The organism is Vibrio sp. HA2012 (assembly GCF_002812955.1).
Taxonomy (GTDB): domain Bacteria; phylum Pseudomonadota; class Gammaproteobacteria; order Enterobacterales; family Vibrionaceae; genus Vibrio.
Genome location: NZ_PFXK01000003.1, coordinates 31,410 through 57,306, shown reverse-complemented (window position 1 = coordinate 57,306; position 25,897 = coordinate 31,410). Strand labels below are relative to the sequence as shown.

General features: G+C 41.5%; 18 protein-coding genes and 1 pseudogene. 18 read left to right on the top strand and 1 reads right to left on the bottom strand.

What is annotated here, in order from left to right:
- Window position 1: 1 nt before the first annotated feature.
- Window positions 2-1,729, bottom strand: coding sequence for a sensor domain-containing protein (locus tag CSW98_RS06500; RefSeq protein ID WP_100799660.1), 1,728 nt, complete (start codon window positions 1,727-1,729; stop codon window positions 2-4).
- Between the two features lie 267 nt (window positions 1,730-1,996).
- Between CSW98_RS06500 and CSW98_RS06495 the strand changes: the two genes are divergently transcribed.
- The 18 genes and pseudogenes from CSW98_RS06495 to CSW98_RS06395 all read left to right on the top strand — a co-directional run bounded on the left by CSW98_RS06495 (window position 1,997) and on the right by CSW98_RS06395 (window position 25,394).
- Window positions 1,997-2,968, top strand: coding sequence for an alpha/beta hydrolase (locus CSW98_RS06495; RefSeq protein WP_100799659.1), 972 nt, complete (start codon window positions 1,997-1,999; stop codon window positions 2,966-2,968).
- A 169-nt stretch (window positions 2,969-3,137) separates the two neighbouring features.
- Entirely contained in the window at window positions 3,138-3,866 is a 729-nt protein-coding gene (locus CSW98_RS06490) for a sulfite exporter TauE/SafE family protein (RefSeq protein WP_100799658.1), read from the top strand.
- Between the two features lie 150 nt (window positions 3,867-4,016).
- Entirely contained in the window at window positions 4,017-4,568 is a 552-nt protein-coding gene (locus tag CSW98_RS06485; protein WP_100800030.1) for an HD domain-containing protein, read from the top strand.
- Between the two features lies 1 nt (window position 4,569).
- The gene (locus tag CSW98_RS06480) at window positions 4,570-4,950 is read left to right on the top strand and encodes a hypothetical protein (RefSeq protein WP_100799657.1); all 381 of its coding nucleotides are present in this window, start codon (window positions 4,570-4,572) and stop codon (window positions 4,948-4,950) included.
- A gap of 5 nt (window positions 4,951-4,955) precedes the next feature.
- The gene (locus CSW98_RS06475) at window positions 4,956-5,309 is read left to right on the top strand and encodes a hypothetical protein (RefSeq protein ID WP_100799656.1); all 354 of its coding nucleotides are present in this window, start codon (window positions 4,956-4,958) and stop codon (window positions 5,307-5,309) included.
- A 30-nt stretch (window positions 5,310-5,339) separates the two neighbouring features.
- Window positions 5,340-5,579 carry a hypothetical protein gene (locus CSW98_RS06470; RefSeq protein WP_100799655.1) on the top strand — a complete coding sequence of 80 codons (240 nt, stop codon included), beginning with the start codon at window positions 5,340-5,342 and terminating at the stop codon, window positions 5,577-5,579.
- Window positions 5,580-5,599: 20 nt separating this feature from the next.
- Complete coding sequence (locus CSW98_RS06465) at window positions 5,600-6,154, top strand: hypothetical protein (protein ID WP_100799654.1); 555 nt, start codon at window positions 5,600-5,602, stop codon at window positions 6,152-6,154.
- A 675-nt stretch (window positions 6,155-6,829) separates the two neighbouring features.
- Complete coding sequence (locus CSW98_RS06460; protein WP_100799653.1) at window positions 6,830-8,701, top strand: methyl-accepting chemotaxis protein; 1,872 nt, start codon at window positions 6,830-6,832, stop codon at window positions 8,699-8,701.
- A gap of 420 nt (window positions 8,702-9,121) precedes the next feature.
- Window positions 9,122-10,210 (top strand): efflux RND transporter periplasmic adaptor subunit, encoded by a 1,089-nt coding sequence (locus tag CSW98_RS06450; protein WP_232733485.1) that lies wholly within the window; start codon window positions 9,122-9,124, stop codon window positions 10,208-10,210.
- Window positions 10,210-11,286, top strand: coding sequence for an efflux RND transporter periplasmic adaptor subunit (locus CSW98_RS06445; RefSeq protein ID WP_100799651.1), 1,077 nt, complete (start codon window positions 10,210-10,212; stop codon window positions 11,284-11,286). The genes CSW98_RS06450 and CSW98_RS06445 overlap by 1 nt, the downstream gene beginning before the upstream one ends.
- The gene (locus tag CSW98_RS06440) at window positions 11,283-14,342 is read left to right on the top strand and encodes an efflux RND transporter permease subunit (RefSeq protein WP_100799650.1); all 3,060 of its coding nucleotides are present in this window, start codon (window positions 11,283-11,285) and stop codon (window positions 14,340-14,342) included. Before CSW98_RS06445 ends, CSW98_RS06440 begins: the two co-directional genes overlap by 4 nt.
- Before the next feature lie 211 nt (window positions 14,343-14,553).
- Window positions 14,554-16,035: a Fic family protein gene (locus CSW98_RS06435; protein WP_157810348.1), complete on the top strand. Its 1,482-nt coding sequence runs from the start codon at window positions 14,554-14,556 to the stop codon at window positions 16,033-16,035.
- Window positions 16,036-16,820: 785 nt separating this feature from the next.
- Window positions 16,821-17,125: pseudogene (locus CSW98_RS06425) on the top strand (DUF4172 domain-containing protein); the annotation flags it as partial.
- A gap of 564 nt (window positions 17,126-17,689) precedes the next feature.
- Window positions 17,690-18,877 (top strand): PTS transporter subunit EIIC, encoded by a 1,188-nt coding sequence (locus CSW98_RS06415; RefSeq protein ID WP_100799647.1) that lies wholly within the window; start codon window positions 17,690-17,692, stop codon window positions 18,875-18,877.
- 590 nt (window positions 18,878-19,467) lie between these two features.
- Window positions 19,468-20,886 (top strand): PTS transporter subunit EIIC, encoded by a 1,419-nt coding sequence (locus CSW98_RS06410; protein ID WP_100799646.1) that lies wholly within the window; start codon window positions 19,468-19,470, stop codon window positions 20,884-20,886.
- Between the two features lie 29 nt (window positions 20,887-20,915).
- A complete protein-coding gene (locus tag CSW98_RS06405) occupies window positions 20,916-22,319 on the top strand; it encodes a glycoside hydrolase family 1 protein (protein WP_100799645.1) in 1,404 nt (467 codons plus the stop codon).
- Between the two features lie 41 nt (window positions 22,320-22,360).
- Window positions 22,361-24,058, top strand: a complete 1,698-nt coding sequence (locus CSW98_RS06400) for a sulfatase family protein (protein ID WP_100799644.1) — start codon at window positions 22,361-22,363, stop codon at window positions 24,056-24,058.
- 157 nt (window positions 24,059-24,215) lie between these two features.
- Window positions 24,216-25,394: an anaerobic sulfatase maturase gene (locus CSW98_RS06395; RefSeq protein WP_100800028.1), complete on the top strand. Its 1,179-nt coding sequence runs from the start codon at window positions 24,216-24,218 to the stop codon at window positions 25,392-25,394.
- Window positions 25,395-25,897 lie beyond the last annotated feature (503 nt).

Below are 25,897 nucleotides of genomic sequence, written 5' to 3'. Positions count from 1 at the left end.
TTCATTTTCCGGGTCCTGCTTTCAAAAGTGCAAGGATGTCATCTGCCGAAACCGGCCGGCAATACCAGTATCCCTGAGCTAAATCGATATCCAGATTTTTACAGAATTGTGCCTGTAGTTCAGATTCGATACCTTCGACGACAATATTCAGTTTAAGTTTGTGACCCACATTGACGATGGCTTCAAGAAGGGCTCCATCTAACTCGTTTTCCGGCGCATCCGCAACGAAGACCCGATCGATTTTCAAGTTAGTGACGGGGAATAGTTTCAAATAGTTGAGGGACGAATATCCAGTGCCAAAATCATCGATTGAGATCTCCATGCCTTTTTCTCTTTGATTTTTTAGACCGTCTAACATCAGCTCGTTACTCTTTATCAGAGTATGTTCCGTGAGCTCTATACCCAGATCCTCCGGAAATAATCCATAGCGGTTTCTTTTTTCTTCGAGTTTGTCAAAAAAGTTGGCTTGTTCCAGTTGCTTGCCTGATACATTTACGTCAATACGTATGTTGATTCCGGCTGTTCTCCATGTGCTGATTTGAGCACAAGCCTTCTCTAGAACCCAGTCACCCAAGCGAATAATCAGGTCGGAACGTTCGGCGATTGGAATGAATATGTCAGGCGTTACGGCTAGCTCTATGTCCTTTGGTCTCCACCGAAGCAAGGCTTCACATGCACAAATAGTATGATTAGCCATATTAAACTGAGGTTGATAAACAAGTTCGAATTCGTCTTTCTGTAATGAATGATGCAAATGTGCAGAGATTTCCCGCTGGCGCTGCAATTTTTCGCCGATTGCGTGTGTAAAGAAATGATATCTATTTCTTCCACTCTCTTTCGCCCGATACATCGCGTTATCGGCATTTTTTAATAGTTCTGCAGGTATGCTGCCGTCTCTGGGGTATAAGCTAATGCCAATGCTGGATGTGATAAAAACACTTTCTGATCCTAGTGGAAAACTTTCTTTAAATATATTGATTAGCTTATTTGCTATTATTGTGGCTTCTTCGGGTTTATCTATTCTTGGAATAACCAGCACAAATTCATCTCCCCCGAACCGGGCAAGGATATCGTATTCACGGAGTGCTAATTTCATTCTGTTAGCAACAGAGGTTAGTAGCTGGTCTCCCCATGTGTGACCCAAGGTATCGTTTATTTCTTTGAACATATCAAGGTCGATAAAAAACACAGCGAATTCAAAGTCAAAACGTTTTGCTTCGCTGATTCTTTTTGTCAGAGCTTCTTCTAAATAGCGCCGATTAGGTAACCCGGTAAGAATGTCTGTAGAGGCAATGGTTTCTAATTTTTCACGAGCAATATATTGTTCACTCAGATCCACATCAACGCAGAACATTTCCGGTGAATCTGTGTTCTGCTTTAACATTACATGGGTAGAGAAGACCGGGATGGGCTTTCCGTCTTTGTGCTTGAGTACCAGCTCTGAAGAAGGAATGGGTATACCTTTTTCAACCCATTCTTTATGGAGGTAAATAACACCTTCACGCATTTCGTCTGGTATGATCAGGTCTTCAAGCTGCTTACCTATTGCTTCTTCTTTTTCGTAACCGTATATATCCGTGCTTGACTGATTCCAGTAAATAACTTTTCGGCTTTTGTCATATCCCTGGACTGAAACTTTAGGCATTGAATCTATCAACTGCAAAAAACGATTTTCGCTTGAATTGTCAGCTGTATATGTTGCAGGACTGTGTTCTCTATCTGACGTCATACCCCACCAACCTATTATTTATAGTAATTGTGTATCACTTTAAACTATAGCTCGTTTGGGCAACTTTGATTCGATACTGCAGATCTAACCCTAAGGCATTTTCCCGTAATGAGAATAGTCTTGTTCCGGAGAGCACGATTCTGGAGTAACAGGCAAGTATTACGGACGATCTAAGTAACCGTATAAACATCTATGCAGGCATAATATCTCCACTGGAATGAGCTATTAAACTCTGTTTCAACTCTTTTTCTACAGCAGGAGACAGTAATGCAACTGATTCAAGAATGGGATAAAACCTTTCCCCAAAGCGATAAAGTTGAACATAAGAAAGTAACTTTTAAAAACCGCTACGGCATTACTCTTGCCGCAGACCTATATTGCCCTAAAGATGCGGAACAGAAGTCATTGCCTGCACTGGCTGTGAGCGGACCATACGGAGCGGTTAAGGAACAAGCATCTGGCCTGTATGCTCAAACAATGGCTGAGCGTGGCTATATAGCACTGGCGTTTGACGCGTCTTACACTGGTGAAAGTGAAGGCACACCACGCAATGTATCTTCACCGGAAATCAATACAGAAGATTTCAGTGCTGCCGTTGATTTCCTTGGTCTGGACGATCGTGTTGACCGTAACAAAATCGGTGTTATCGGTATCTGTGGCTTTGGCGGTATGAGCCTTAATGCTGCGGCTGTTGATAAACGTATCAAAGCCGTTGTTACAACCAGCATGTATGACATGTCCCGGGTGATGTCTAAAGGCTACTTTGATTCTATGACCGCAGAAGAACGTAGCGGAGCTCTGGAACAAATGAACTTGCAGCGTTGGGAAGATGCCGCTAACGGCGAACCAGCACTAGCACCTCAAGGTCTGCCTAAGCCAAGTGATTTGACTGGTGAAGAGCCTCAGTTTGTTGTGGATTACGTTGATTACTACCGTACCCCACGTGGTTTCCACCCTCGTTCAATTAACTCTAACGGTTCATGGACAGCAACTACGGCATTATCATTTATGAACATGCCACTGATGACTTATATCTCAGAAATTGCGCCTCGTCCGATTCTGCTGATTGCTGGTGAAAATGCACACTCACGTTACTTTACTGAAGATGCATATAAAGCGGCGGCTGAACCGAAAGAAATGATGATTATTAATGAACTGGTGCACACTGATCTGTATGACCGTGTAGAAAAAATACCGTTTGATCGTATTGAAGCTTTCTTTGGTGAACACTTGAAATAAGCACAATGTTGCCCACCCGAACCCTCTGGGTGGGCAGAATGTTATCAGAATTGCTTGGAGAATAAATAGATACAACTATATTGAAGTGGCATTAAGATGCAGTATCCAGACAGAATTCCTCGTGTTATTTTAATGCTGGGGGTTCTCTGTTCTGAATAAAGGAGAAATAATGGAATATCTGGTTAGCCCTACCGTTGTATCTATAGTTCTTATTTTTATTGGGTCATTTGTACAAACTGCCATCGGCTTTGGTTTGGCTGTGGTTGCTGCACCATTTCTGTTCACATTATCTCCTGATTACGTTCCCGCTCCCGTAACACTTTGTGCTTTAGTTCTTTCGGTTTTGAACGCATTGAAACTACGGAATAATATTTCTGTTGGAGGGCTAAAAATGGCAATATTGGGGCGTATACCGGGCTCAGTGATTGGCGGTCTTTTACTGGTATGGGTATCGACTCAAATATTAGAACTCTGGTTAGGGTTATTAGTTCTTATGGCCGTTATAATAAGTCTGCTACCATTTCGTTTTGAACCAACACCCAGAAGAATGGTTATTGCCGGTTTTTTTTCCGGATTCTTTGGCACCAGTAGTGCTATTGGCGGCCCTCCGATGGCGCTACTTTTACAGCATCAGGATGCTAATCAACTGCGAGGTAATCTTGCCGCATTTTTTTGTTTTAGCTCCATGATCTCATTAGTTGTACAGATGTATGCAGGTTTTCTGACCTGGCACCATTTAACAATTACATTACCGTTAATACCTGCTGTTGTCTTGGGGTATTTTTGTGCGATTAAATTTACCCGGAACTGGCCGAAGGACACGGTTAGAAAATCAGCATTGCTTCTCTGCTCTGTGAGCGGAGTTACTGCGGTGTTAAAGGGGACGGGGCTGCTTTGATGAAAGGCCTTTGGACATAGACGACAAAGGTTTGTAGAAATCCGCCATCCTATTGATAAACCAATGCCGTTACGGTTACATACCTTTATTACGGATAAGTCAGTTGGTGAAGAAGTTTGCCTGGTGCGCTTACTCAATAAAGGAGAAGTTATGAGCTGGCAAGCAGATGATTATTTAAAAGCGTGGTACTTTGCTGCAAGAGCACATGGGGCGCAGACCTTCAAAGGCCAGAATTTGGGTGAACATTTTCCTTATTGTGTACATCTTGGTTCTGTCGCTATGGAAGTTATGTCGGTGATTGTAAATCGACCGGATCTGGATGGACGGTTGGCAGTTCAGGCTGCATTGCTTCATGATACATTAGAAGATACTGACACGAAATTTGAAGACATTTCTGATGCTTTTGGGCGGAATGTCGCCAATGGTGTTCTAGCTTTAACTAAAAATACTGAAATGGGTGATAAGCAGGCTCAAATGGCTGATTCTCTGGAACGGATAAAACAACAGCCTAAAGAAATATGGCTAGTTAAGCTATGTGACCGTATCACCAATTTGTCTCCGCCTCCATTTCACTGGAACGAAGACAAAATTCTTGGTTATAGGAATGAAGCGCAATTTATTCTCGATACATTAGGTACAGCAGATAAGCAGGCAGCAGAACGTTTAGCTCATCGTATATCCACTTATGGTGTGATGAATTAGTATGTACTTCCAATACAAACATCTCGATGATTTTAACAAGGATCTTGCCTGCGGGAAGTGGTTATTAACCCGTTTAATTTCTTCAGATGATTCTTGGGAATTTACAGCCTCTCCATCCAATAGTATGAGCTATCGGACTTTGACCCTCTGGTATACTGGTGATGAATGGAGAAGCTTTGATCAGGGAATTAATGAGGATTTAACAGTGAGCACTCCTGATGTACCGGTTGAACAGTGGTCTCTGGCGTCAGGTGAGCTTTGGTTGAAGCATATCGATGTTCGGGATAGCCATTTATCTGTCAGTGTTGTCATTGATGGCGAAAATTTTAGTTACCTATGTGATTGTCATGGACAAATTATGGTCAAAAGTTTATATAGGTGAAATTGATGTTTAAATTTCTTATTCTATCCGGAATAGTTTCATTCGTATCTATTTTAATCTGCATATGGATTGATACACCGATGGCTGACACTATCGGAGGTTATATCTGCTTATTTGTGCTTTTAATTTTTGGCCCAATTTTTGGTTTTTTTTATCTTAAAGAGAAGATAGAAGGTTTAAGTCCATTATGGAAGAAATTAAAAAAAGGTCATAGAAATAATAAATCAGATAAGTTCCAACATGAAAAGGAAGAACCAGAAAAAGAAGAAAACTATGCAAAAGCTGCCTGGCGTATTGGTAAAGATGCAAAAGAAACCAGTGATATGCACGATCTTTTAGATGATATATATCCGGATTAGTCACAAAAAAAGTATTGATTGGAGTTAATAATGAATAAAGAAACAAACAAGGGTAATTTTATCAGGATCTTGGTTTCAGGGGCTAGTGGTGTGGTGATTAGCCGTACTCTTGGTCTAGAGGGGATTGGTAATTTTATCGTTTTTATGGTGGTGTTTGCTGCTGTAAGTGGAGTTTTTTTTCTATTGTCTAGAAATAACAGTGAATGTGGAGAAATAGATAATCTTTCAAATGAGACAAATAATGCAGAAGGTGAGGATATAAAAAATTAATAATAGAAATTATATTATTTATGAGTATTGGTTTATATAAAATATTTAATATCCGAAATTTTCTTGCCTTAGCTCTTCTAGGCATGCCTGTTTTAGGCGTATTCCTTACTATTAACGCTATAATCGAAGGGCCTAACTATTTTTCTGAACGATACATAACTATTAAAGATATATATACCACCCCCAGCATTGTCACAACGAGAAAAATGGGGGGAGAGACCAAGGAATACAAAAACAAAACGACACTAATTTATACTTATTTTGATTCAAAAGAGAGAATGCATGAAGCAAAAATGATTGTGCATGATGGGGATTTACCTCACCCTATTCGATATTACGAGCAAGGTAATATCATCCTTTATTATATCCCCGTTGATCAATCTGAGGGAAGGTTTGCGTTAAATTCAAAAGCGAAAATATTTCTGACATTAGCGGGACTGTTCTTTTTTTTGACGGCACCAATCTTATTAGTATTATATTTTGAACATGTTAATTTAGTTGATAGATTTAAAAATTTAATACTATTACTGCCATTATTTTTCTCTATTACTGTTTTAGTGATTTCTGTTATTTAAAAATAATAATAGTGCTTTTTCTTGACTAAAGAACCGGCTTGCTGTTTCATATATTAATACAGTCTGTAATTTTTCCTGAAGCCCAGTCAAAAGAGTCTACCTGTGATGTTATTGTCGCCACTATAGTGTAACGTTAGATTAAATTTCTTTCAGGCTATTGTTTGGTAAGGGAATTCTGGTATCGGTCAATGATGATGAATAAATGTTACGGGCTAGACCGTAACTTTGAATTTATTTCCATTGAAATGTGCAACAAAGATACATCGTATGAAAAATTATGCGCTTTTAATATGAATAAATGACATCTGAAATTATCTTTTTGGATGATTTTTGTGATCAAGTTCTCGTATTGAAATGAGAGAGGACGTTTGAAACCACATAGAAATTGATATTTTATTCATGTTTTGCGATTTTTTTCCTTCAGATATTTGATTATATGCAGCTTAAGAAACAAATATGGATAATTAGTCAGAAAATGACTAATTATTCTTTAAGTTTGAACTTTTGATGAATATGTTGTTTTGATGTTTGTCACATTTATTTTGAGTTGGCTGCTCTACTATCCGCTACTTCTGAAAATATTAATAATTTGTCTGGAAATATATTTATACCGAATCTGTTAATTCTGAGCTTTTTAATTAATTTGGTATGTTTTAGTATAGTAATGGGGTACGTATGAGATTTAGTCAAAAAATTGTAGCTGCATCATCGATATTGTTATTGGTGACAACATCTCTTTTATCTATTCATCAGATAAATACTGTTCAAACGGAAGTAACGGAGTTAATTGGTAGTAGCTTAAAAGAGTTGGCTGAAGGCGTTGCAGATACTGTCACAACAGAAATGGAAAGTAAAAAATTCTTGGCTAAATTTTCGACTGATGTTCTTCAATTGGATGCTGAAAATCGTCGTTATGTGAAAAATGTGTTAGAAACAGAAAAGCTTAAAACTAGTTTTATTGTTGTTGGCCTAGGCTATGATTCTGATGGAACAGTTATAGAAAATGATGATGGCTGGGAACCTGATAGCAGTTATGATTCCCGGAAACGCCCATGGTATACTGATGCGTGGAAGAGTAAGAAGTTAACGGTGACAGAACCGTATATGGATCCTTCTATCAAACAAATGATTATCTCTATTGCTATTCCTGTATTACAACAGGATGATTTTATTGGCGCTATGTTTTATGATATGAACTTAAATCTTCTTGCTGAAATGGTAAATAAAGTCAATCTATTTGATGCAGGTAATATGTTTATTATCACTTCAGATGGCATGACAATCGCGCATAAGAATACAAAATATAATGGCCAAGATATCGACTCATATTTGCCTGGAGTGAATATTAAAGAAGGTTTTCAGGATATAATTATTGGTGAAAAAGAATTTGTAGTTAATTTTACTTATCTGCCAAAAGAAAATTGGTATGTAGGAGCATTGATTGATCGTTCTAAAGCGTTCTCTACAATTTTAAAACTAAGAAATAATGCGATTATTTATACTATATTCGGTGTTATTCTTAGTATTATTATACTGACATTTTTGATTAAATTCTTGATGCGTCCATTAGGCGTGCTTAATGATGCCATTAAAGATGTAGCATCAGGACAAGGTGATTTAACTAAGAGATTAAGTACGGATACAGACAAAGAATTTGCGGAACTTGCTTCTGGATTTAATACCTTTGCAGAAACGCTGCAAAACCGAATTAAGCACACGAAAATGATTGGTGAGGAAATAAGATGTGGTGCTGAAAAGACAATGGGAAGTGTGCATGCCTCGTCTGAAGCCATGCATTCTCAACTCCAGGAATTAGAACAGTTGGCAACTGCTATGAATGAAATGTCAGTAACCGCAACGGAGGTTGCAAATAATGCTCAGGGAGCGGCTTCCGCCGCTAAAGGTGCGGATGATGCTACAAGTGAAGGCTCTCAAGTTGTTAGGGATACTACCCATTCTATCAATATGCTCTCATCACGCATTGAGCAAGCAGTGGAAGAAGTACAGGGACTGGAGTCTGCGACAGCAAATATTGAGACTATTTTGAAAGTCATTACCGATATTGCCGATCAAACAAATTTATTAGCACTGAATGCGGCGATTGAGGCTGCCCGAGCTGGTGATTCTGGCCGAGGTTTTGCTGTGGTTGCCGATGAGGTACGGACTCTTGCTCAGCGTACGCAGCAGTCGACAACAGAAATTCGCAATATGATTGAGCAATTGCAAGCGGGGGCAACGTCAGTATCTGTGGTGATGCATGAAAGTAAAGTGACAGCAGAAGATGCCGTGGGTAAAGCCGGGCTAGCCGATGCTGCATTACAAAAAATCTACATTGCGATTCAACAGATTAGTGATATGAATATGCAAATTGCTTCTGCCGCCGAAGAGCAGAGCCTGGTGGCGGAAGAGATCAACAATAATACGGTGAAAATTAAAGACCTTTCTACTCAGGTTTCTGAATCAGCAGGAGAAGCAAATATTGCTATGCAGGATCAGACTGAGAAAGTACGTAAACAAGATTCTATTCTTGGTAAATTTATCGTTTAAGCGCGGGTCTGAATAAGCGTATTGAGATTACTTTAGTACAACGGTTCTTAGATATAGTTTATCTGCTCTCTTAGATGTATCACAGGAACCGTTATTCAGCATACAGCCATTCTCGGGGGGAAGAAGTTCCACTCTAACTGGATTTTTCCCCGTTCATAACCGGACTTACAGAACATCTTGGTTGCGGTCACCAGGATCTGAAGTTTTGTCTCGTCTGCAGTCTTTGCGCTGTGCCTACCTTGCTTTCTTCCTGTCATTACTCTTACTTTTTGTTGTTGCGCATCTGTTTTATTAAAACACAATGAGTCTGTGAAAAGAAAAATATTGTCCACATGGAAAATAAAGTTGATCGAACCTTAAATTTTGTATATTGTCCGCCTGTATAGTAAGTGTGGATTTTATAACTCGGGAGACGGTAACTTGAAAACACACATCTACAAAGATAGGTTAAGGTCAGTTCTGGTGGCTAAGCTGGTTCTGCTTAGCGGAGTCAGTGTATTTCTTTCGGGCTGCAATCAAGCCAGTTCCGAGCCACAACACTTGGTTGTAAAGCCAGTAAAGTTGTATGAGGTTCCGGATATCGATGCGGTCGGGTATGACGGCTTTTTGGCTGAAGTTGATGCTGCTGAGCGTTCGCAGCTTTCTTTTCAGGTTCCGGGCGTGATTGAGACGCTGCAGGTTAGGGAAGGGCAGAAAGTTGAAAAAGCGCAGGTGTTGGCAACCTTGGATCCAACGGATTACCAACTGGCTGTTGAGGCAAGTCAGGCTCAATATGATCTGGTAAATACCCGCCATACCCGCAATGAACAGTTATTCTTAAAGAAATTGATCAGTGCTGATGTGTATGATCAGTCAGAAACGGCGTTGAAGACGGCTGAAGCGAATCTTGAGGAAGCGAAAACCGACCTACGCTATACCCAAATCAGGGCACCTTTTGCTGGTTTAGTCTCGTTAAGTTTTGTTAAGTCTCATCAGTTTGTCGCGGCAAAAACACCAATCCTGAATATTATTAACAACGATGAACTGGATATCACTGTGTCAGTTCCTGTTCCTTATGCCGATGTGATTGGTATTGAGGAACTGAAGCTGCGTGATTATGCAGTCATACTCGATACCCATAACTCGGATGTTATTCCCGCCAGATTTAAGGAAATTTCGACTCAGCCGGAAACCGATACGAACAGCTATACCACGACCGTTACTATTCAGCGTCCACACAATATGAATATTCTGACTGGTATGACAGGTCAGGTATTAATAGCCAATAACCAGAAGCTCAGTTCTCTGCGTCTTCCTGAGGAGGCTTGGGTGACAAAAGATGGAAACAAGGGGCAGGTATGGCGGTTTAACCAGAAAAGCAGCATTGTTGAAGCCGTGATGGTCGATCTCGATAAATTTGGCTCTGTTATCGGTGGCCTGAAAGCCGGCGACAGGGTGATCATTGCAGGGGCTAAAGACTTAAGTGCAGGTCAGACAGTAAAAGCATGGACTCGTGAGGATGGCATCTGATGGGGAGCAACAGAATAAAGTTACTGGTTGTTATAACCATGGTACTGGGTATGGTGCAGGGCTGTAAAGGGAACAGCGAAACCCGTAGTCGTAAACCGCTTGAGGTATCAACTTATAAGATTGAAAAGCCTTTAGAAAATCAGTATAGGAATTTTAAAGGAACCGTTATTCCTGCCGATATGACGCCACTTTCGTTTCGTGTTGAAGGCGAGCTGGATATCATTCCAGTCCGTACCGGGCAGAAAGTGAAAAAAGGAGATCTGCTGGCGCATCTGGATGACCGTAAATTACGTCAGCAACTGGCGGATGCCGAAGCTCAGTACGAACTGGCCGTAAAACAGTACCAGCGTGGGAAAGGGTTGTTAGGTAAAAAAATGTTGTCTCAGTCTGAAATGGACGAATTGACGGCGAACAAACGCATTGCGGAGGTGAGTTATAAAGTCGCTCGAAACAATCTCAGCTATACCCGTCTGGTTGCACCATTTAATGGCTACGTTTCCGAAGTCCCCAAAAAATCGTTTGAAAGTGTTAATTCCGGTGAAACTGTGGTCAGTATTTACCGGGATGATGTGGTGAGGGTCAGGGTCGGTATCTCAGATACTGTTTTGGCTACCATTAATCCAAGTTCTGAACTTCGTGATTTCCGGATTAAAACCACTTTTTCCGGGGATAAAAATAGTTATTTTCTGAACTACTACGAACATTCCAGTGAACCTGTCGCTAGCAGCAATGCATTTGAGTTCTTATTACAGATGCCTCAGGTTGAAACACCTATTCTGCCGGGAACATCGGCCAGTCTGGATGTCGATATGCTGGCAACTGGGTTAAGTACGGTAACCGGATATCTGGTACCGATGACTGCATTGAACCCTGGCCGTAATGCTGGCGAATTCTACGTCTGGAAACTGAAGGATGACAGAGTGGAAAAAGTAGTTGTTCACGTTGTTAAAGTGACCAATGAGGGCGCAGTTATCAACCGGGGAGTAAAACAGGGCGATATTTTGGTTAATTCTGGTCTGAGTCAGATGCGTGATGATGTCGTTATTGTTACTGTAGAAAAGGAAAGCAAGCTGTGAACATTGCACAATATTCGATGAAAAATAAGGTAATAAGCTGGTTGTTCCTGATCATTCTGGCCATCGGTGGTACTCAGTCTTTCTTTGATTTGGGGCGGCTGGAAGATCCTGCATTCACAATTAAAGATGCCTTAGTTATTGCTACCTACCCGGGAGCTACCTCACAAGAAGTAGAAGAAGAACTCACCTATCCACTGGAAAAGGCGATTCGTCAGCTTCCTTATGTTGATGAAATTAAATCGATTTCTTCGGAGGGAATGACGCAAATTACCGTAAGTATGAAGATGACTTACGGACCGGATGAGTTGCCGCAGATCTGGGATGAAATGCGCCGAAAGGTCAATGACCTGCAACCTGAATTGCCGACTGGCATTACGTCGCTACAGGTTATCGATGATTTTGGTGATGTCTATGGTGTGTCTCTGATGCTGACTGGCGATGGTTATGATTATATTGATTTAAAACGCTATGCTGACCAGTTGGCACGGGAGCTTGAGTTGGTGGATGGCGTAGGTAAAGTCAACATTGCCGGAGATCAGCAGGAAGAGTTATTTGTCGAAATTTCGATTGACCGCTTAGCCTCTCTTAATCTGGATTTTAATACGGTAATCAGCCTGCTTTCCCAACAGAATAGTGTTGTTTCTGCCGGTGATGTGATGATCAATGGCCAGTCACTGGTGATTCGTCCTAGTGGTGACTTAGATTCGGTGGAATCGCTGGAAAACTTGATTATTCATGGCCGTGACAGCGGTAATCTGATCCGCCTGAAAGACGTAGCGAGCATTGAACGGGGCATTCAGGAAAAACCGACCAATGTTATAACTTATAAAGGTAAGCCAGCCATCAATATTGGTATCTCCTTCAGCTCTGGCGTTAACGTTGTTGAGGTGGGTAAAGCGATAGAGACTAAACTGGCTGAACTGGAAAATATCAAACCGGCTGGTGTTCATCTGAACCATTTTTATAATCAGTCTGCTGAGGTCGAAAACTCAGTGAATGATTTCCTGATCAGTCTGGCAGAAGCGGTTGGCATTGTTATCGTGGTACTGTTATTTACCATGGGTCTGCACAGCGGGCTGATTATCGGAATGGTGCTGCTACTGACGGTAATGGGCACTTTCATTCTGATGAATGTCTATAATATCGAGTTGCACCGTATCTCGCTTGGGGCATTGATCATCGCTCTCGGAATGCTGGTAGACAATGCGATAGTGGTTGTCGAAGGGATACTGGTTGGTCTGAAGAAAGGCAGAACCAAGGCTCAGGCTGCGACGGATATTGTTAAGCAGACTCAGTGGCCTTTGCTGGGGGCGACTGTGATCGCTATTACTGCTTTTGCACCTATTGGTCTATCTAAAGATGCAACTGGTGAATTTATGGGGTCGTTGTTTTGGGTACTCTGTTTTTCCCTGTTTCTGAGCTGGATAACAGCGTTAACGCTGACTCCTTTCCTTGCCGATCTGCTGCTGAAAGATGGTGTAAGCAAAGAGGGAGAACAAACTGACCCGTATAAGGGAACCATGTACGTACTGTTTGGTTCCCTGCTTAGATTTACGATCCGCTTTCGCTGGCTGACCATTGCCGGAATGCTGGGGCTTTTGGTTGTAGCGGTTATTGGATTTGGTAGTGTGAAGCAGCAGTTTTTCCCGGCATCAAATACACCTATGTTCTTTGTTGATATGTGGATGCCGCAAGGTACTGACATTCGTGAAACGATCAAGCAGACCGAAAACGTCGAAAAATATATCCGCGAGCATGATGAGGTTGAGTTCGTTTCCACCTCTGTTGGGCAGGGTATGCAACGTTTTATGCTGACTTACTCACCAGAACGTAACTATGAGTCTTATGCTCAATTGCAGGTGAGAACCAAGACTCGGGAGCAGATGTTTCAACTGTTGGATAAGCTGGACAATAGTCTGCCACATGAGTTTAACGCACCGAGTTTTCAGTTCCGGTTGATGGAGTTTGGCCCATCCCCGGCTTCGAAGATTGAGGCTCGAATCGTTGGCCCGGATCCGCAGATTCTGCGTGACATCGCGGTTAAGGTAGAGGACATCCTTCTAAAGGATCCCGGAGCACGTAATATTCGCCATGACTGGCGTGAGCGGACCAAAGAGCTGGTGCCGGTGTTTAATGAATCCAAGGCACGCCGGATGGGGGTGTCGAAAGAAGATCTGTCGAATACATTACAGACGGCCTTCGGGGGAAGCACCATCGGGCTGTTCAGGGATGGCACAAAGATGATACCGATTGTGGTTCGTCTGCCGGAAGCTGAGCGGGTCAGTTTTGACACCTTCCAGAAACTGGGTATCTATAGCCCGAGTCAGCAGACGTATGTACCGATTGAGCAGGTAATTGATGGGGTTAAGATGGAATGGTCTGAGCCACTGATTATGCGTCGTGACCGTAAACGGACTCTGACTGTGCTGGCTGACCATGACATTCTTGGTGATGAAACCCCGGCAATGTTGTTTGCCCGTATTCAGCCAGAAGTTGAAGCACTGCAATTGCCTGAAGGCTATTCAATCCGTTGGGGCGGGGAATATGAATCCTCTAAGGATGCGCAGGACATGCTGTTTGCTTCATTGCCGATGGGTTATCTGTTTATGTTTATCATTACTGTGTTTCTGTTTAATTCCATTAAAAAACCACTGGTTATCTGGTGTACCGTACCGTTGTCTATCATCGGCGTCTCAATCGGTCTGCTCGCTTTTGGTATGCCGTTCAGTTTTACCGCGTTTCTTGGCCTGTTGAGCCTGAGCGGAATGATTCTGAAAAACGGTATTGTGCTGATGGATCAGATCAATATTGAACTGGCAGAAGGCCGGGAACCCTATGATGCCGTGGTTCATAGTGCCATCAGCCGTGTACGCCCGGTCAGTATGGCAGCTCTGACTACGATTCTTGGAATGATCCCGCTGGTGTTTGATGCCTTCTTTGGCTCTATGGCGATCACCATTATGGCCGGGCTCGGGTTTGCAACGATCCTGACTTTGGTCGTGGTGCCAGTATTGTTTACGGTGTTTTACTCAATAAAAATACCGCAACGAAGCTAACTAAAATTTGTTGTCGTAACACAGCCCTCACTGAGATAGTGGGGGCCTTTCTGCGTTAGGTTCATCCAAAGTGAATAAAAAATCATATTCCTCCGAAAAAAGTTAAATCTACACCTTTTGAAGTTATAAAAAGTTAAATTTTAACCCTGGTATTTAACTTTCTATGTTGTTATGTGTTAGGATTTAAGAAAATTTGAGAGGATTTAAGATTTTGACGAGAGAGAATCCGGTTGGCTATGAGTGGCTCCGTGAGCACTATAAACTCCAGGTTGTAGAAAGAGGCGTTAAGTCATACACAGGCGGTTTAATTGGTGCAAAAGGCGCCAATGAGCGCGTAACGCACGGCACAACGCTGCAAAACTTCGCCGCCAATCTGCGGCCTGATATCGACTGCCCGATACAGCACGCTGTGTTTGCGATTAAACGGGAAGGCGTCGAAATCTCTTACTTCCGCTGTCTGGCTGAAATTCCTGATTTCACCAATAGACTGGTTGAGTCCCTTAAAGATAAATCCACATCAAAATTCCTCCGAATTATCTGGTTCCTTTGTGAGTGGCTGTCAGGTAAGCAGTTGCCTCTTGAAGACTGTATTCCATCTCCCTATGTTCCGGTACTGGATGAAAACAAGTACTACACGTGCCCTGCGGTTAACAGTACTCGGCATCGCCTTAAGAACAATATTATCGGTACAGCCGAGTACACAGTGATTGTCCGCAAAACTAATGAGCTGGAAGACACTCATATAGGCTCACTGAAGGAGCAGACCAGTGCAGTTATTAACACTTGGAGCCCCGCTCTGGTTGCTCGCGCCTCTCGCTTTCTGGTGTCTAAAGAGACGCGTTCCTCTGGAGAGATTGAACAGGAGCGGTTCTCACAGAATAAGGCGATCAGGTTTAACGATGCTCTGCTGCGTGCAGGTAAAACCCCTTTGTCAAAGGAGCATCTCACGCTCATTCACTCGATCATAAAAGGTGACCGTGCAGAGATAGATTATCGCGCCGAACAAAACTGGATCGGCGGTGCGTCCGGAGTCGAGCTGCCAACGGCAAAACCTGAGTATGTTGAAGACTTAATGAATGGATGGTTTGAGCTTTATGAAAAGTTGCTTAACTCAAACATCCCGGGGCCGGTACAAGCTGGTATCCTGAGCTCAACTTTTGTCTACATCCATCCATACATGGATGGTAATGGCCGGATATCCCGGTATATCATACAAGAGTGTTTGTGCAGAAGTGAGATTCTTCCTGACGGGCTAATATTGCCGGTCTCTAACGGCATCCTGACGAACATACATAGCTACTACGATGCGTTGAACGAAATATCCTCAAAAATAGAATCTGTCACAGACTACATTGAAGAGAACCAGCAGCTATACATTGAAACTGAAAACAAGGACTTCTTCCGGGATCTTGATGTCACAAACTACACGGTTTGGCTGGCTAGAATCATGGTAGATGTTGCAACCAATGTTCTTCCTCAGGAAATAGATACCATGGTATTTGCCGATAAGCTTTATGAAGCATTATCTGCCGAGGACAGGCTTGACCTGAGCGCGAAGGAGTTGCGCCTTCTGGTTTCGACAATTATCCAAAATAACAACGAGCTTAGTAAGCGTAAGGCTGCTAAATTAGATCTTTCCCTAGAGGAACGAGACTTCATCAATGAGCTGGTTGAAGACTTTCTCGAAGAGTAGGTTATTTTGGTATTTGGCAACAGCTTGTTGCCAAATTACGGAATTATTTCTAGCCAGGCAGTAAATAGCTGCTCAATAAAAAAGCAGAGATACTCAGTATTAGTGCATAGCCACGAATCGAATGGAACAATCTGTTTCTCAATTATCCAACAAGCTTATTCTTGCTTAACGGGAGCATGTAGGCTAACAATAATTGGATTTTATGAACTAGCAATTAGGTGTATGGGTAACAAAAAGAAACACGAAGTAGCGTTGTAGAGCGCTTTATTTTCAATAGGTTGAAAAGTTCGATGCAGAGGAAAGGAATTGGAGCGGGCAGCGGGAATCGAACCCGCATCATCAGCTTGGAAGGCTGTCATGAAAATTAATAAAGGCAATGTTAATGCTTTTAGAAACAATGACTTATTGCTTTGGTGAAAGGGCGCAAGATAACCTGTTTACCCCATTCTATACCATCAATAGTCCCATTTGGAGTACCTAAACTTTGTTAATTTTCACGCTGTAATATGTACTTTATGTGGATGGTTCTCGGCACTCAAAAATTACCAAAACTTATCAAAATACGGAAATTATCTGAGTTTGAATGTTGCATTAATGCAACATGGGTTACGATAAAAATCCGCTCTGTGATTCGAATAATTACCTAAATGACTCACCATTTGAGTTGAATAATGAGTTTATTTACGTCATATTATGATGTGAATATGGTGTGTTTTTGAATCATTAGGTTGTGTATGTGGATATGAAAGAATAAAAACTGGCCTTGTTTTTCTTGGAACAAGCAAATTATTGAACCATACCTAAGGCGGGTTCGTCTCAACCAAGGTATTCTACTGGGACAAATCACCGTTCAATCTCAAGACCAGAAGCAAGCGATGCTTGATGCCGTTGATAATCTTGATGAGCCTCTTACACTTGCCCGTATATTGCATTGGCATGAGCGGCTTTTCCCTGAAGGTTATACTTATTCAATCCTGTTGTTGGTGGTCAACTGAGGGGCCCTGAACCCATGCAGGTAGTTTCCGGACGAATTGACCGTCCGACCGTTCATTTTGAAGCACCAAACAGAGATATACTCGAAGCGGAGTTGCTGAGAGTTCAACCCAAGAGCTAACCACTCATCCGACGCTGTCAAGTAACTCGAAGTTTATGAACTTCTATCCATTTAACGATATTGAGACTATTTCACCTCGCCCAATGTTGTTTGTTATGGGTGAAAACGCGCATTCCCGAGAGTGGAGTTAGGAAGCTTATGAGCTTGCTGGTGAGCCAAAGGAACTTTACATTGTTCCTGGTGCAGGCCACGTGGATTTGTATGACCGAGTGAACCTTATTCCTTTTGATAAGCTAAGCACGTTTTTCAAAAAGAATCTTAAATAATTCAACGCTTTTATTCAGATAGCTTTGTAGAATAAATTGAAGCCGCACAGTTTTCCTGTGCGGCTATTTTTATGGCTTTTTAATATAAATATTATTTAAATAAACCAAAACTTGAGTTGAAAGCCGAGAAGCTATGATACATTATGTCTCTGGCTTATTATTCCAACTGTATAATGATTTCAAACTTTCAGGTAATGATATTAAAGCATCAGATAATGTTTTCTGGTAGTTGAAAGAGATACACGCCCTAGTAATTATACGAACCAAGTGTTCAATGCAGTTAAAAATTATGGACGATTTGATGGTATCAGAACCTGTAGAAAAAAAAGAAGAAGGTCTCCTTAATGCGTTTATTGATACCATTTCAGGCATCTTTACTCCGTTGTTAGGCGTTCTGGCGGCTTCAGGAACTCTGAAAGGTCTTCTGGCCTTGGCTGTTGCCGCCGGGTGGATAATGACAGGTCATGGTACCTACCAAATTTTGTTTGCAGCCAGTGACGCGTTGTTCTTCTTTTTTCCTCTTGCTCTTGGCTATACTGCCGGTATGAAGTTTAAAGGGAACCCGTTTGTTACAATGGCGATTGGTGGTGCCTTGGTTCATCCTGCTATGATAGCGGCGTTTAACGCATCTCATACGGCAGACCATGCAGCGTTGACATTCCTGGGGATGCCAGTCACCTTTATGAATTATGCGTCATCAGTCATGCCGATTATCTTTGCGGCATGGGCATCCTGTAAACTGGAATTTATCTTCAATAAACTCGCTCCTGATACACTAAGAAACTTCCTCACTCCTTTGCTGTGTCTGATGGTCACGGTACCTTTGACTTTTTTGGTTATTGGGCCGTTGGCAACCACTGTGAGTCAATTTCTTGCTCATGGTTATGAACTTCTATACATGATAAGCCCTGTTATTGCCGGTCTTATTATGGGTGCATGCTGGCAGATCTTCGTTATCTTTGGGTTGCACTGGGGCTTTGTACCCATTGTTTTAAACAACATCGCTGTTGTGGGATCGGACAGTATGACTCCACTGCTGGTTCCTGCTGTGCTGGCCCAGGCTGGGGCCGCTCTGGGTGTGTTTCTGGTCACCAAAGATTATAAGCTAAAAGTAACCTCTGGCCCTGCTTTTATCTCGGGTATTTTGGGTATTACCGGACCGGCCATTTATGGTGTGAACTTACCGAAAAAGCGTCCTTTTATTTTCGGTTGTATAGCAGGAGCTATAGGTGGTGCAATTATAGGTTACTTTCAGGTACGTGATTACTCATTTGCTCTGCCGAGTATTTTAATTGTGCCGCAAATCATTCCACCCACGGGGATTGATATAACCCTTTGGGTATTTGTCTTTGCTTCTTGTCTGTCTATTGTTCTGGCGATTCTATTAACCGTGCTGTTTGGCCAGGTTAATGGTAAGAACGTGGTATCAAAAGAAGTGGTACTACACACACCAGAGAAATAAAGTCATATCACTTTTGATCATTGCTTATAAGTTAAGTTGCTTATAAAAGAGTATTGAGCTTTATCATAGGTTCTCTTTTAGGGTTTGTTTAATGTGACATTAATCACATTGAACCCTAAGACGAAAAAAATTTAGCATGTTCAAATCCCAAATATCACAAATTCCCGAGTACCGAACTCTTCTGTAAGATAATTTAACCTATTGAAAATAATAATAAAACTTTACTCTCCATACCCTGTTTCTGGTCTGAGTATAGGGGGGCCAGTATGTTATTGATTAAAAGATAACATTCTATAGGTTTCTTCAATATAGCCATCTGATAATCCTATTATATAGAAAATGAAATTGTTGATAGTATTTTAATAAAGCAGAAATCTACATATGGATTGATTTTTGTTTTTTAATATTAAATTAAATTATATTTATTATTATTGATTTAATTATATTTTTATATAGGTAATCACCTATTTCTAGGGCTTGAAATTTATCTTAAAAAGACCAGGTTTATGGCTATGGACTATATCTGAAGATAATTTCTTGAATATTTTTATCATCAGTATTTTAGTTGATTGATTAATCGGAATAATTATATGGCATATGAACAAGTTGCAGCGGATATTGTAAAAGGTATCGGTGGGGCTGAAAACGTAGAGAGTGTCGTGCATTGTGCTACGCGCTTGAGATTCAAACTTTATGATAATTCAAAAGCGGATAAAGACGCAGTTAAAGCTTTGGATGGTGTTATTGCGGCTGTTGAAAGTGGCGGTCAGTTTCAGGTTGTTATTGGTAACCATGTAAGCCAGGTGTTTGCTGCACTGCAAGGCGCTATGGGTGGTGTTGTAGCATCTGAGCCAGCAGAAAAGAAAGAAAAAAGTGGTATTCTTAGTACGTTTATCGACATTATTTCAGGCATTTTCACTCCACTACTAGGGATTATGGCGGCTTCAGGTATCCTCAAAGGGATTCTGGCTCTGTCTGTCGCAGCTCAATGGATCACTCCAGATAGCGGTACTTATCAAATTTTGTTTGCAGCTAGTGATGCAATCTTCTTCTTCTTCCCAATCGCATTGGGTTATACCGCTGGTGTGAAATTTAAAGGCAACCCTTTTGTTACTATGGCCATTGGTGGCGCATTGGTTCATCCAACTATGATCGCGGCGTTCGACGCATCACATGCGGCCGACTATGAAGCATTGACATTCCTGGGGATGCCGATCATCTTCATGAACTATGCATCGTCGGTTATGCCAATTATTTTTGCTTCCTGGGTATCCTGTAAACTGGAGCCAATGTTCAATAAGGTACTCCCTGATGCAGTGAAAAATTTCTTTACACCTTTGCTTTGCATTATGGTGACCGTACCTCTGACCTTCCTTGCTATTGGGCCTGCAGCCACCACCGCCAGTCAATTTTTGGCTCACTGCTACTCGCTAATCTATAGCGCAAGCCCTGTTGTTGCTGGTCTGATTATGGGTGCATGCTGGCAGATCTTTGTTATCTTCGGCTTACATTGGGGCTTCGTTCCTATTTTGCTAAACAATATGGCTATCGCGGGCTCCGATAGCATGACTCCGCTTCTGATTCCAGCGGTATTGGCACAGGCTGGTGCTGCACTGGGTGTCTTCTTAGCAACGAAAGATTACAAGCTTAAAGCCATTGCGGGCTCTGCATGTACTGCTGGTATCTTCGGTATTACCGAACCTGCCATTTACGGTGTGAATCTACCGAAGAAACGTCCTTTTGTATGTGCTTGTGTTGCCGGTTCAATTGGCGCAGCTATCATCGGTTACTTTCAGGTTCGGGTTTACTCGTTCTCATTACCAAGTGTATTAACTATTCCGCAGCTTATCCCGCCAACGGGTATTGATATGACTATCTGGGTATCTATTTTTGCTTCCATTCTGGCCATTATTCTTGCGGCAGTACTGACTATGATGTTCGGTCAGGTAAATGGTAAAGCAGAAACAGCTGAAAATGTATTAGCAGAAGCAAAAGCTGAAGCGAAATAAGAAACAAGAAAGTTGAGGAGTTAGTTGTTATGAGTTTTCGTTTTCCTGACTCATTTCTTTGGGGCGGCGCTACGGCCGCCAACCAAATTGAAGGGTCTCACCTGACTGATGGTAAAGGGCTGTCGACATCTGATGTTCAGCCATTTGGTGCGATGGGTGAACTGGTGTACCGCACAGAAGGTGATTTTAATATTAAAGATGTGGCGATTGATTTCTATAACCGTTATCCGGAAGACATCGCCCTGTTTAATGAAATTGGTTTTACCTGTTTGCGCGTGTCTATCGCCTGGTCCCGTATTTTCCCGAACGGTGATGATGCGGAACCGAATGAGGCGGGTCTGGCATATTATGACCGTATTTTTGTTGAGCTGGAGAAATACGGTATTAAGCCGTTAGTCACACTGTCTCACTATGAAATGCCACTGAACCTGGCAGATAAATACAAAGGCTGGGCAAGCCGTGAAGTGATCGGTTTCTTCGAGAACTATGCCAAAGTTGTGTTTAATCGCTATAAAGACAAAGTCAAACTATGGCTGACGTTTAACGAAATTAACGTGACACTGCATGAACCCTTTACTGGTTCTGGCTTGCCTCGTGATTGCAGTGAGCAAACCCGTTATCAGGCTATTCATCATCAACTGGTTGCCAGCGCGAAAGCAGTAAAAGCGTGTCATGACATTATACCGGATGCCAAAATCGGCAATATGATGTTGGGAGCGGTACTGTATCCGTTGACCTGTCATCCGAATGATGTCATGCAGACACTGACTGAAAACCGTGAATGGTTGATGTTTGGTGACATTCAGGCTCGCGGCTATTACCCAAGCTATATGGTACGCAAGTTCAAAGAACTTGGTGTCGATCTGACTATTACCGAAGAAGATAAAGAAGCACTGAAAGAAACTGTCGACTTTGTTTCGTTCAGCTACTACATGACCGGTTGCGCCAGTGCTGACCCGGAAGAGCTGGAAAAAGCCAAAGGTAACATGCATCAAATGATCTCGAACCCACACCTGAAAGCTTCGGAGTGGGGATGGCAGATTGATCCCGTGGGTTTACGTTACCTTCTGAACTTTCTTTATGACCGTTACCAGTTACCTCTGTTCATTGTTGAAAACGGACTCGGCGCTAAAGATGTACTGGAAGAAAACGGCGAAGTTATCGATGACTACCGTATCCAGTATTTAAACGACCACCTGTATCAGGTCGGGGAAGCGATTCAGGACGGCGTCGATGTGATGGGGTATACCTGCTGGGGACCTATCGATCTGGTTAGTGCTTCAACGGCACAACTGTCTAAGCGCTACGGTTTTATTTACGTTGATCGGGATGATGAAGGTAACGGCACATTAGAGCGTAAGCGTAAGAAAAGTTTTGGGTGGTATAAGAGCATTATTGAATCACAAGGTGAATTACTAGTTGACTCTGAGTAGTAGGAATTAACTTAATTAAATTGTTACTTAAGGGATATTTTATGAAAAAGAAATTTTTATCAAGCTTAGTTGCAGTAGCTTGTGCGCCAGCAATATTTGTTGGTTCAGCACAGGCGGCTGCAAGTGCTGACGCTGCCAGCACTTCGCATGCTAAGCCAAATATTGTCTATATCATTGTTGATGACCAGCGTTATGATGCATTAGGTTTTATGAACGATGCGGCAGTTACTCCAAATATGGACAAAATGGCTGCAAATGGTGTGCATTTTAAAAATGCTTTTGTAACTAGTTCATTGAGTTCTCCAAGCCGGGCAAGTGTTCTGACTGGTCTGTATTCACATAACCACGGTATTTCGGATAACAATCCGAACCCAGTTGCGGAGAAGCTGAAGTATTTTCCTCAGGAACTTCACAAAGCGGGCTATCAAACGGGTTTCTTTGGTAAATGGCACTTTGGTGGCATCGAGGAAAAAGCAAAAGCCGGTTTCGCAGGCTTTGACCGTTGGGTTGGTCTGATTGGTCAGGGGGATTACTACCCTGTAAATATGATGGGTAAACCTGCGCAATTGAATATTGATGGCAAGATGGTAAATCAGAAAGGCTATATTACTGATGAGCTGACTGATTATGCGCTGGATTATCTGGATCATCGTGATAAAGATAAGCCATTTATGATTTATCTGTCTCATAAAGGTGTGCATGCGGATTTCCTTCCTGCTCCTCGACACATTGATACTTTGAAAGGCAAAAAATTCCCTGTACCAGCTAGTTATGCTGACACTGAAGAAAACTATAAAGGGAAGCCTCGCTGGGTGAAAGACCAACGTAATAGCTGGCACGGTGTGGATTTCCCATATATGAAAGATCTTGACCTGAATAAATTCCAGCGCGATTACTATGAAACACTAAGATCGGTGGATGATAGTGTCGGCCGGGTTCAGAAATACCTGAAAGATCACAACCTGGCTGATAATACAATTATTATGCTGATGGGTGATAATGGATTCCAGTTTGGTGAACATGGTCTGACGGATAAGCGTACTGCCTATGAAGCGTCTATTCGCGTGCCGCTGATTGCATCAGGTCCTGGTTTTGATAAAGGACGTGTGGTTGAAGATGTGGTCGCTAACATTGATATTGCACCAACGCTCCTTGATGCGGCTGGAGTTAAAACTCCGGACTGGTACGACGGTTCCAGCTTCTATCCTCTGGCTCATGGTGAAAAACCAGCTAAGCCACGTGATTCCTCGTTTGTTTATGAGTATTTCTGGGAATATAACTTCCCGTATACACCAACAACATTCGCGGTTCGTAATGATACTTACAAGTATATTCAATATTACGGCCTTTGGGAGACAGAAGAGCTATACAATCTGAAAGATGATCCTGATGAGATGCACAACCTTATCAATTCTAAGGATGATAATATTATTGAAACCAAGATCGCTCTTCGTAAAGAGTTGTTTGAAAAACTGAAAGATCATAATGGTAATAATGTAATTCCTTATAACCAACGACGTTCTGAAGGGGTTGTTCAACGTCACGGCCCTGAAGGCAGAAAAGCGGCGAACTTCCCTAAAGAGTGGATGAAGGAATATGGAACTCAAGACTTCCTGATGGGTTGGTTCCCGGATCGATTGAACAAGAAAGAGTTTTATAAGCAATTTGAAACTGGATTGAAAAAAGGTAAAGAAGCGCTTGAAAAAGCAATAGAAGAAGAGAAAGCCAAATCTCTTTAACTGATTACCTGTAATAGAAAAAGCCAGTTTACCGTAACTGGCTTTATATATTACATCGTTATCAAATGACAAAATATATCAGATTATAATTATTAATTCATGATCTTACACAGCAAACATTAATTTGCTTCTGATCAGGGAAATGCCAGGTAATGATATGAGCACAACGATAGAAAACTTCCAATTACTCTCTAAACCGACCAGCTCGGTTTGCAATTTAGATTGCGAATATTGCTTTTATCTGGAAAAAGAGCACTTATATCCGGAAAGAAAGCATAACTGGCAAATGGATCCTGAAACGTTAGATAATTACATTAAGAAAAATATTCAATCTCAACCTGCAAATGTTATTGATTTCATTTGGCAGGGGGGAGAACCAACTTTAGCTGGTTTGGATTTTTACAGAAAAGCCGTCGAATTACAGAAAAAATACGCAAAAAATAAGACCATCAATAACTTCTTCCAGACGAACGGGGTTAAATTCAACAAGGAATGGGCTACCTTTCTGAAAGAAAACAACTTCCTGGTCGGAATTTCTGTTGACGGGAATAGTGTTCATCACAATAAATATCGTAAAACTCGTTCAGGAAAAGCAACCTACGAGATGGTTAAAAAAGCCATCGGGCTGATGACTGAACATGGGGTGGAGTTTAATACACTGACAGTGGTTAGTGATACTAATGTTGATGAGCCAATACAAGTGTATGAAGCATTGAAAGAACTTGGTGCAAAGTATATGCAATTTATACCATTGGTTGAGAGAATAGCGAATAAACCGACAGAAGAAGGTTTATACCTGATTAAACCTGACTTTTCCGGTCAGTCCGATATTGCTCCATGGACGGTACCTAATGACAAATATGGGAAGTTTTTGAACAAAATTTTTGATTATTGGCTTGAGAAAGATATTGGTCATTATTTTGTTATGAATTTTGAACAAACCCTGACCCAGCTAGTAGGGGGCCGGAGTATTTGTGTCTTTGAACCGGAATGTGGTGCGAACCTAGCGTTGGAAGCCAATGGTGATATCTATTCGTGTGATCACTATGTTTTTCCTGATAACAAAATTGGCAATATTAATAATGATGATCTGACGGAACTGGTTAGCTCTGAGCAGCAACTAGAGTTTTCAAAGGGTAAGTTATTGAATTTAGATACAGATTGTCTATCTTGCTCTGTCAGAAAAGTATGTAACGGTGGATGCCCTAAACATAGATTTCTTACATCTAGTAGTGGATTAAGAAATAAGAGTTATTTATGCCAATCCTATAAAGAACATTTTTCATACGTAGTACCAAAAATGGAAAATTTGATTAAAAAAATGTTTAATCAATAACATTAATTTAAATATTCTATACTAGACTGACTTTCATTAGTTATTAATTAATGTCAGGTACTCATTTAAATGAGTACCTAACAGATTTCCCTGTTTACCTCTCCTATCTTAAATGTAACAGCCTGATTGATGTTGGTGGTTACATCTACACTGATACAAATTTCTTCGTCTTTACAACTCTATATTTTCTAGTGATCCTTCCGCGACGGTTATTAACGTGTGCCTATCTAATGGGCGATCTATCAACTGATAATCTACTCATTTGATGAAAATAAGTATTATTTTCCGGTAAGCACAGAATACCAATACACTATTATAGTGAGATATCTGACACACTTATCCCTAAGTTAGATTTTTCTTACTTTGTCTATATCCCAATTCTGATAAATAAATAAGTTATGTCTAACAAATCAAAGTGACTATAATATGTTGATTTTAAAAGCAATATTATTTATTCCTTGCTTGGTGGAGGTAAGGCGTATGTGTATTGATACGACTGTTGC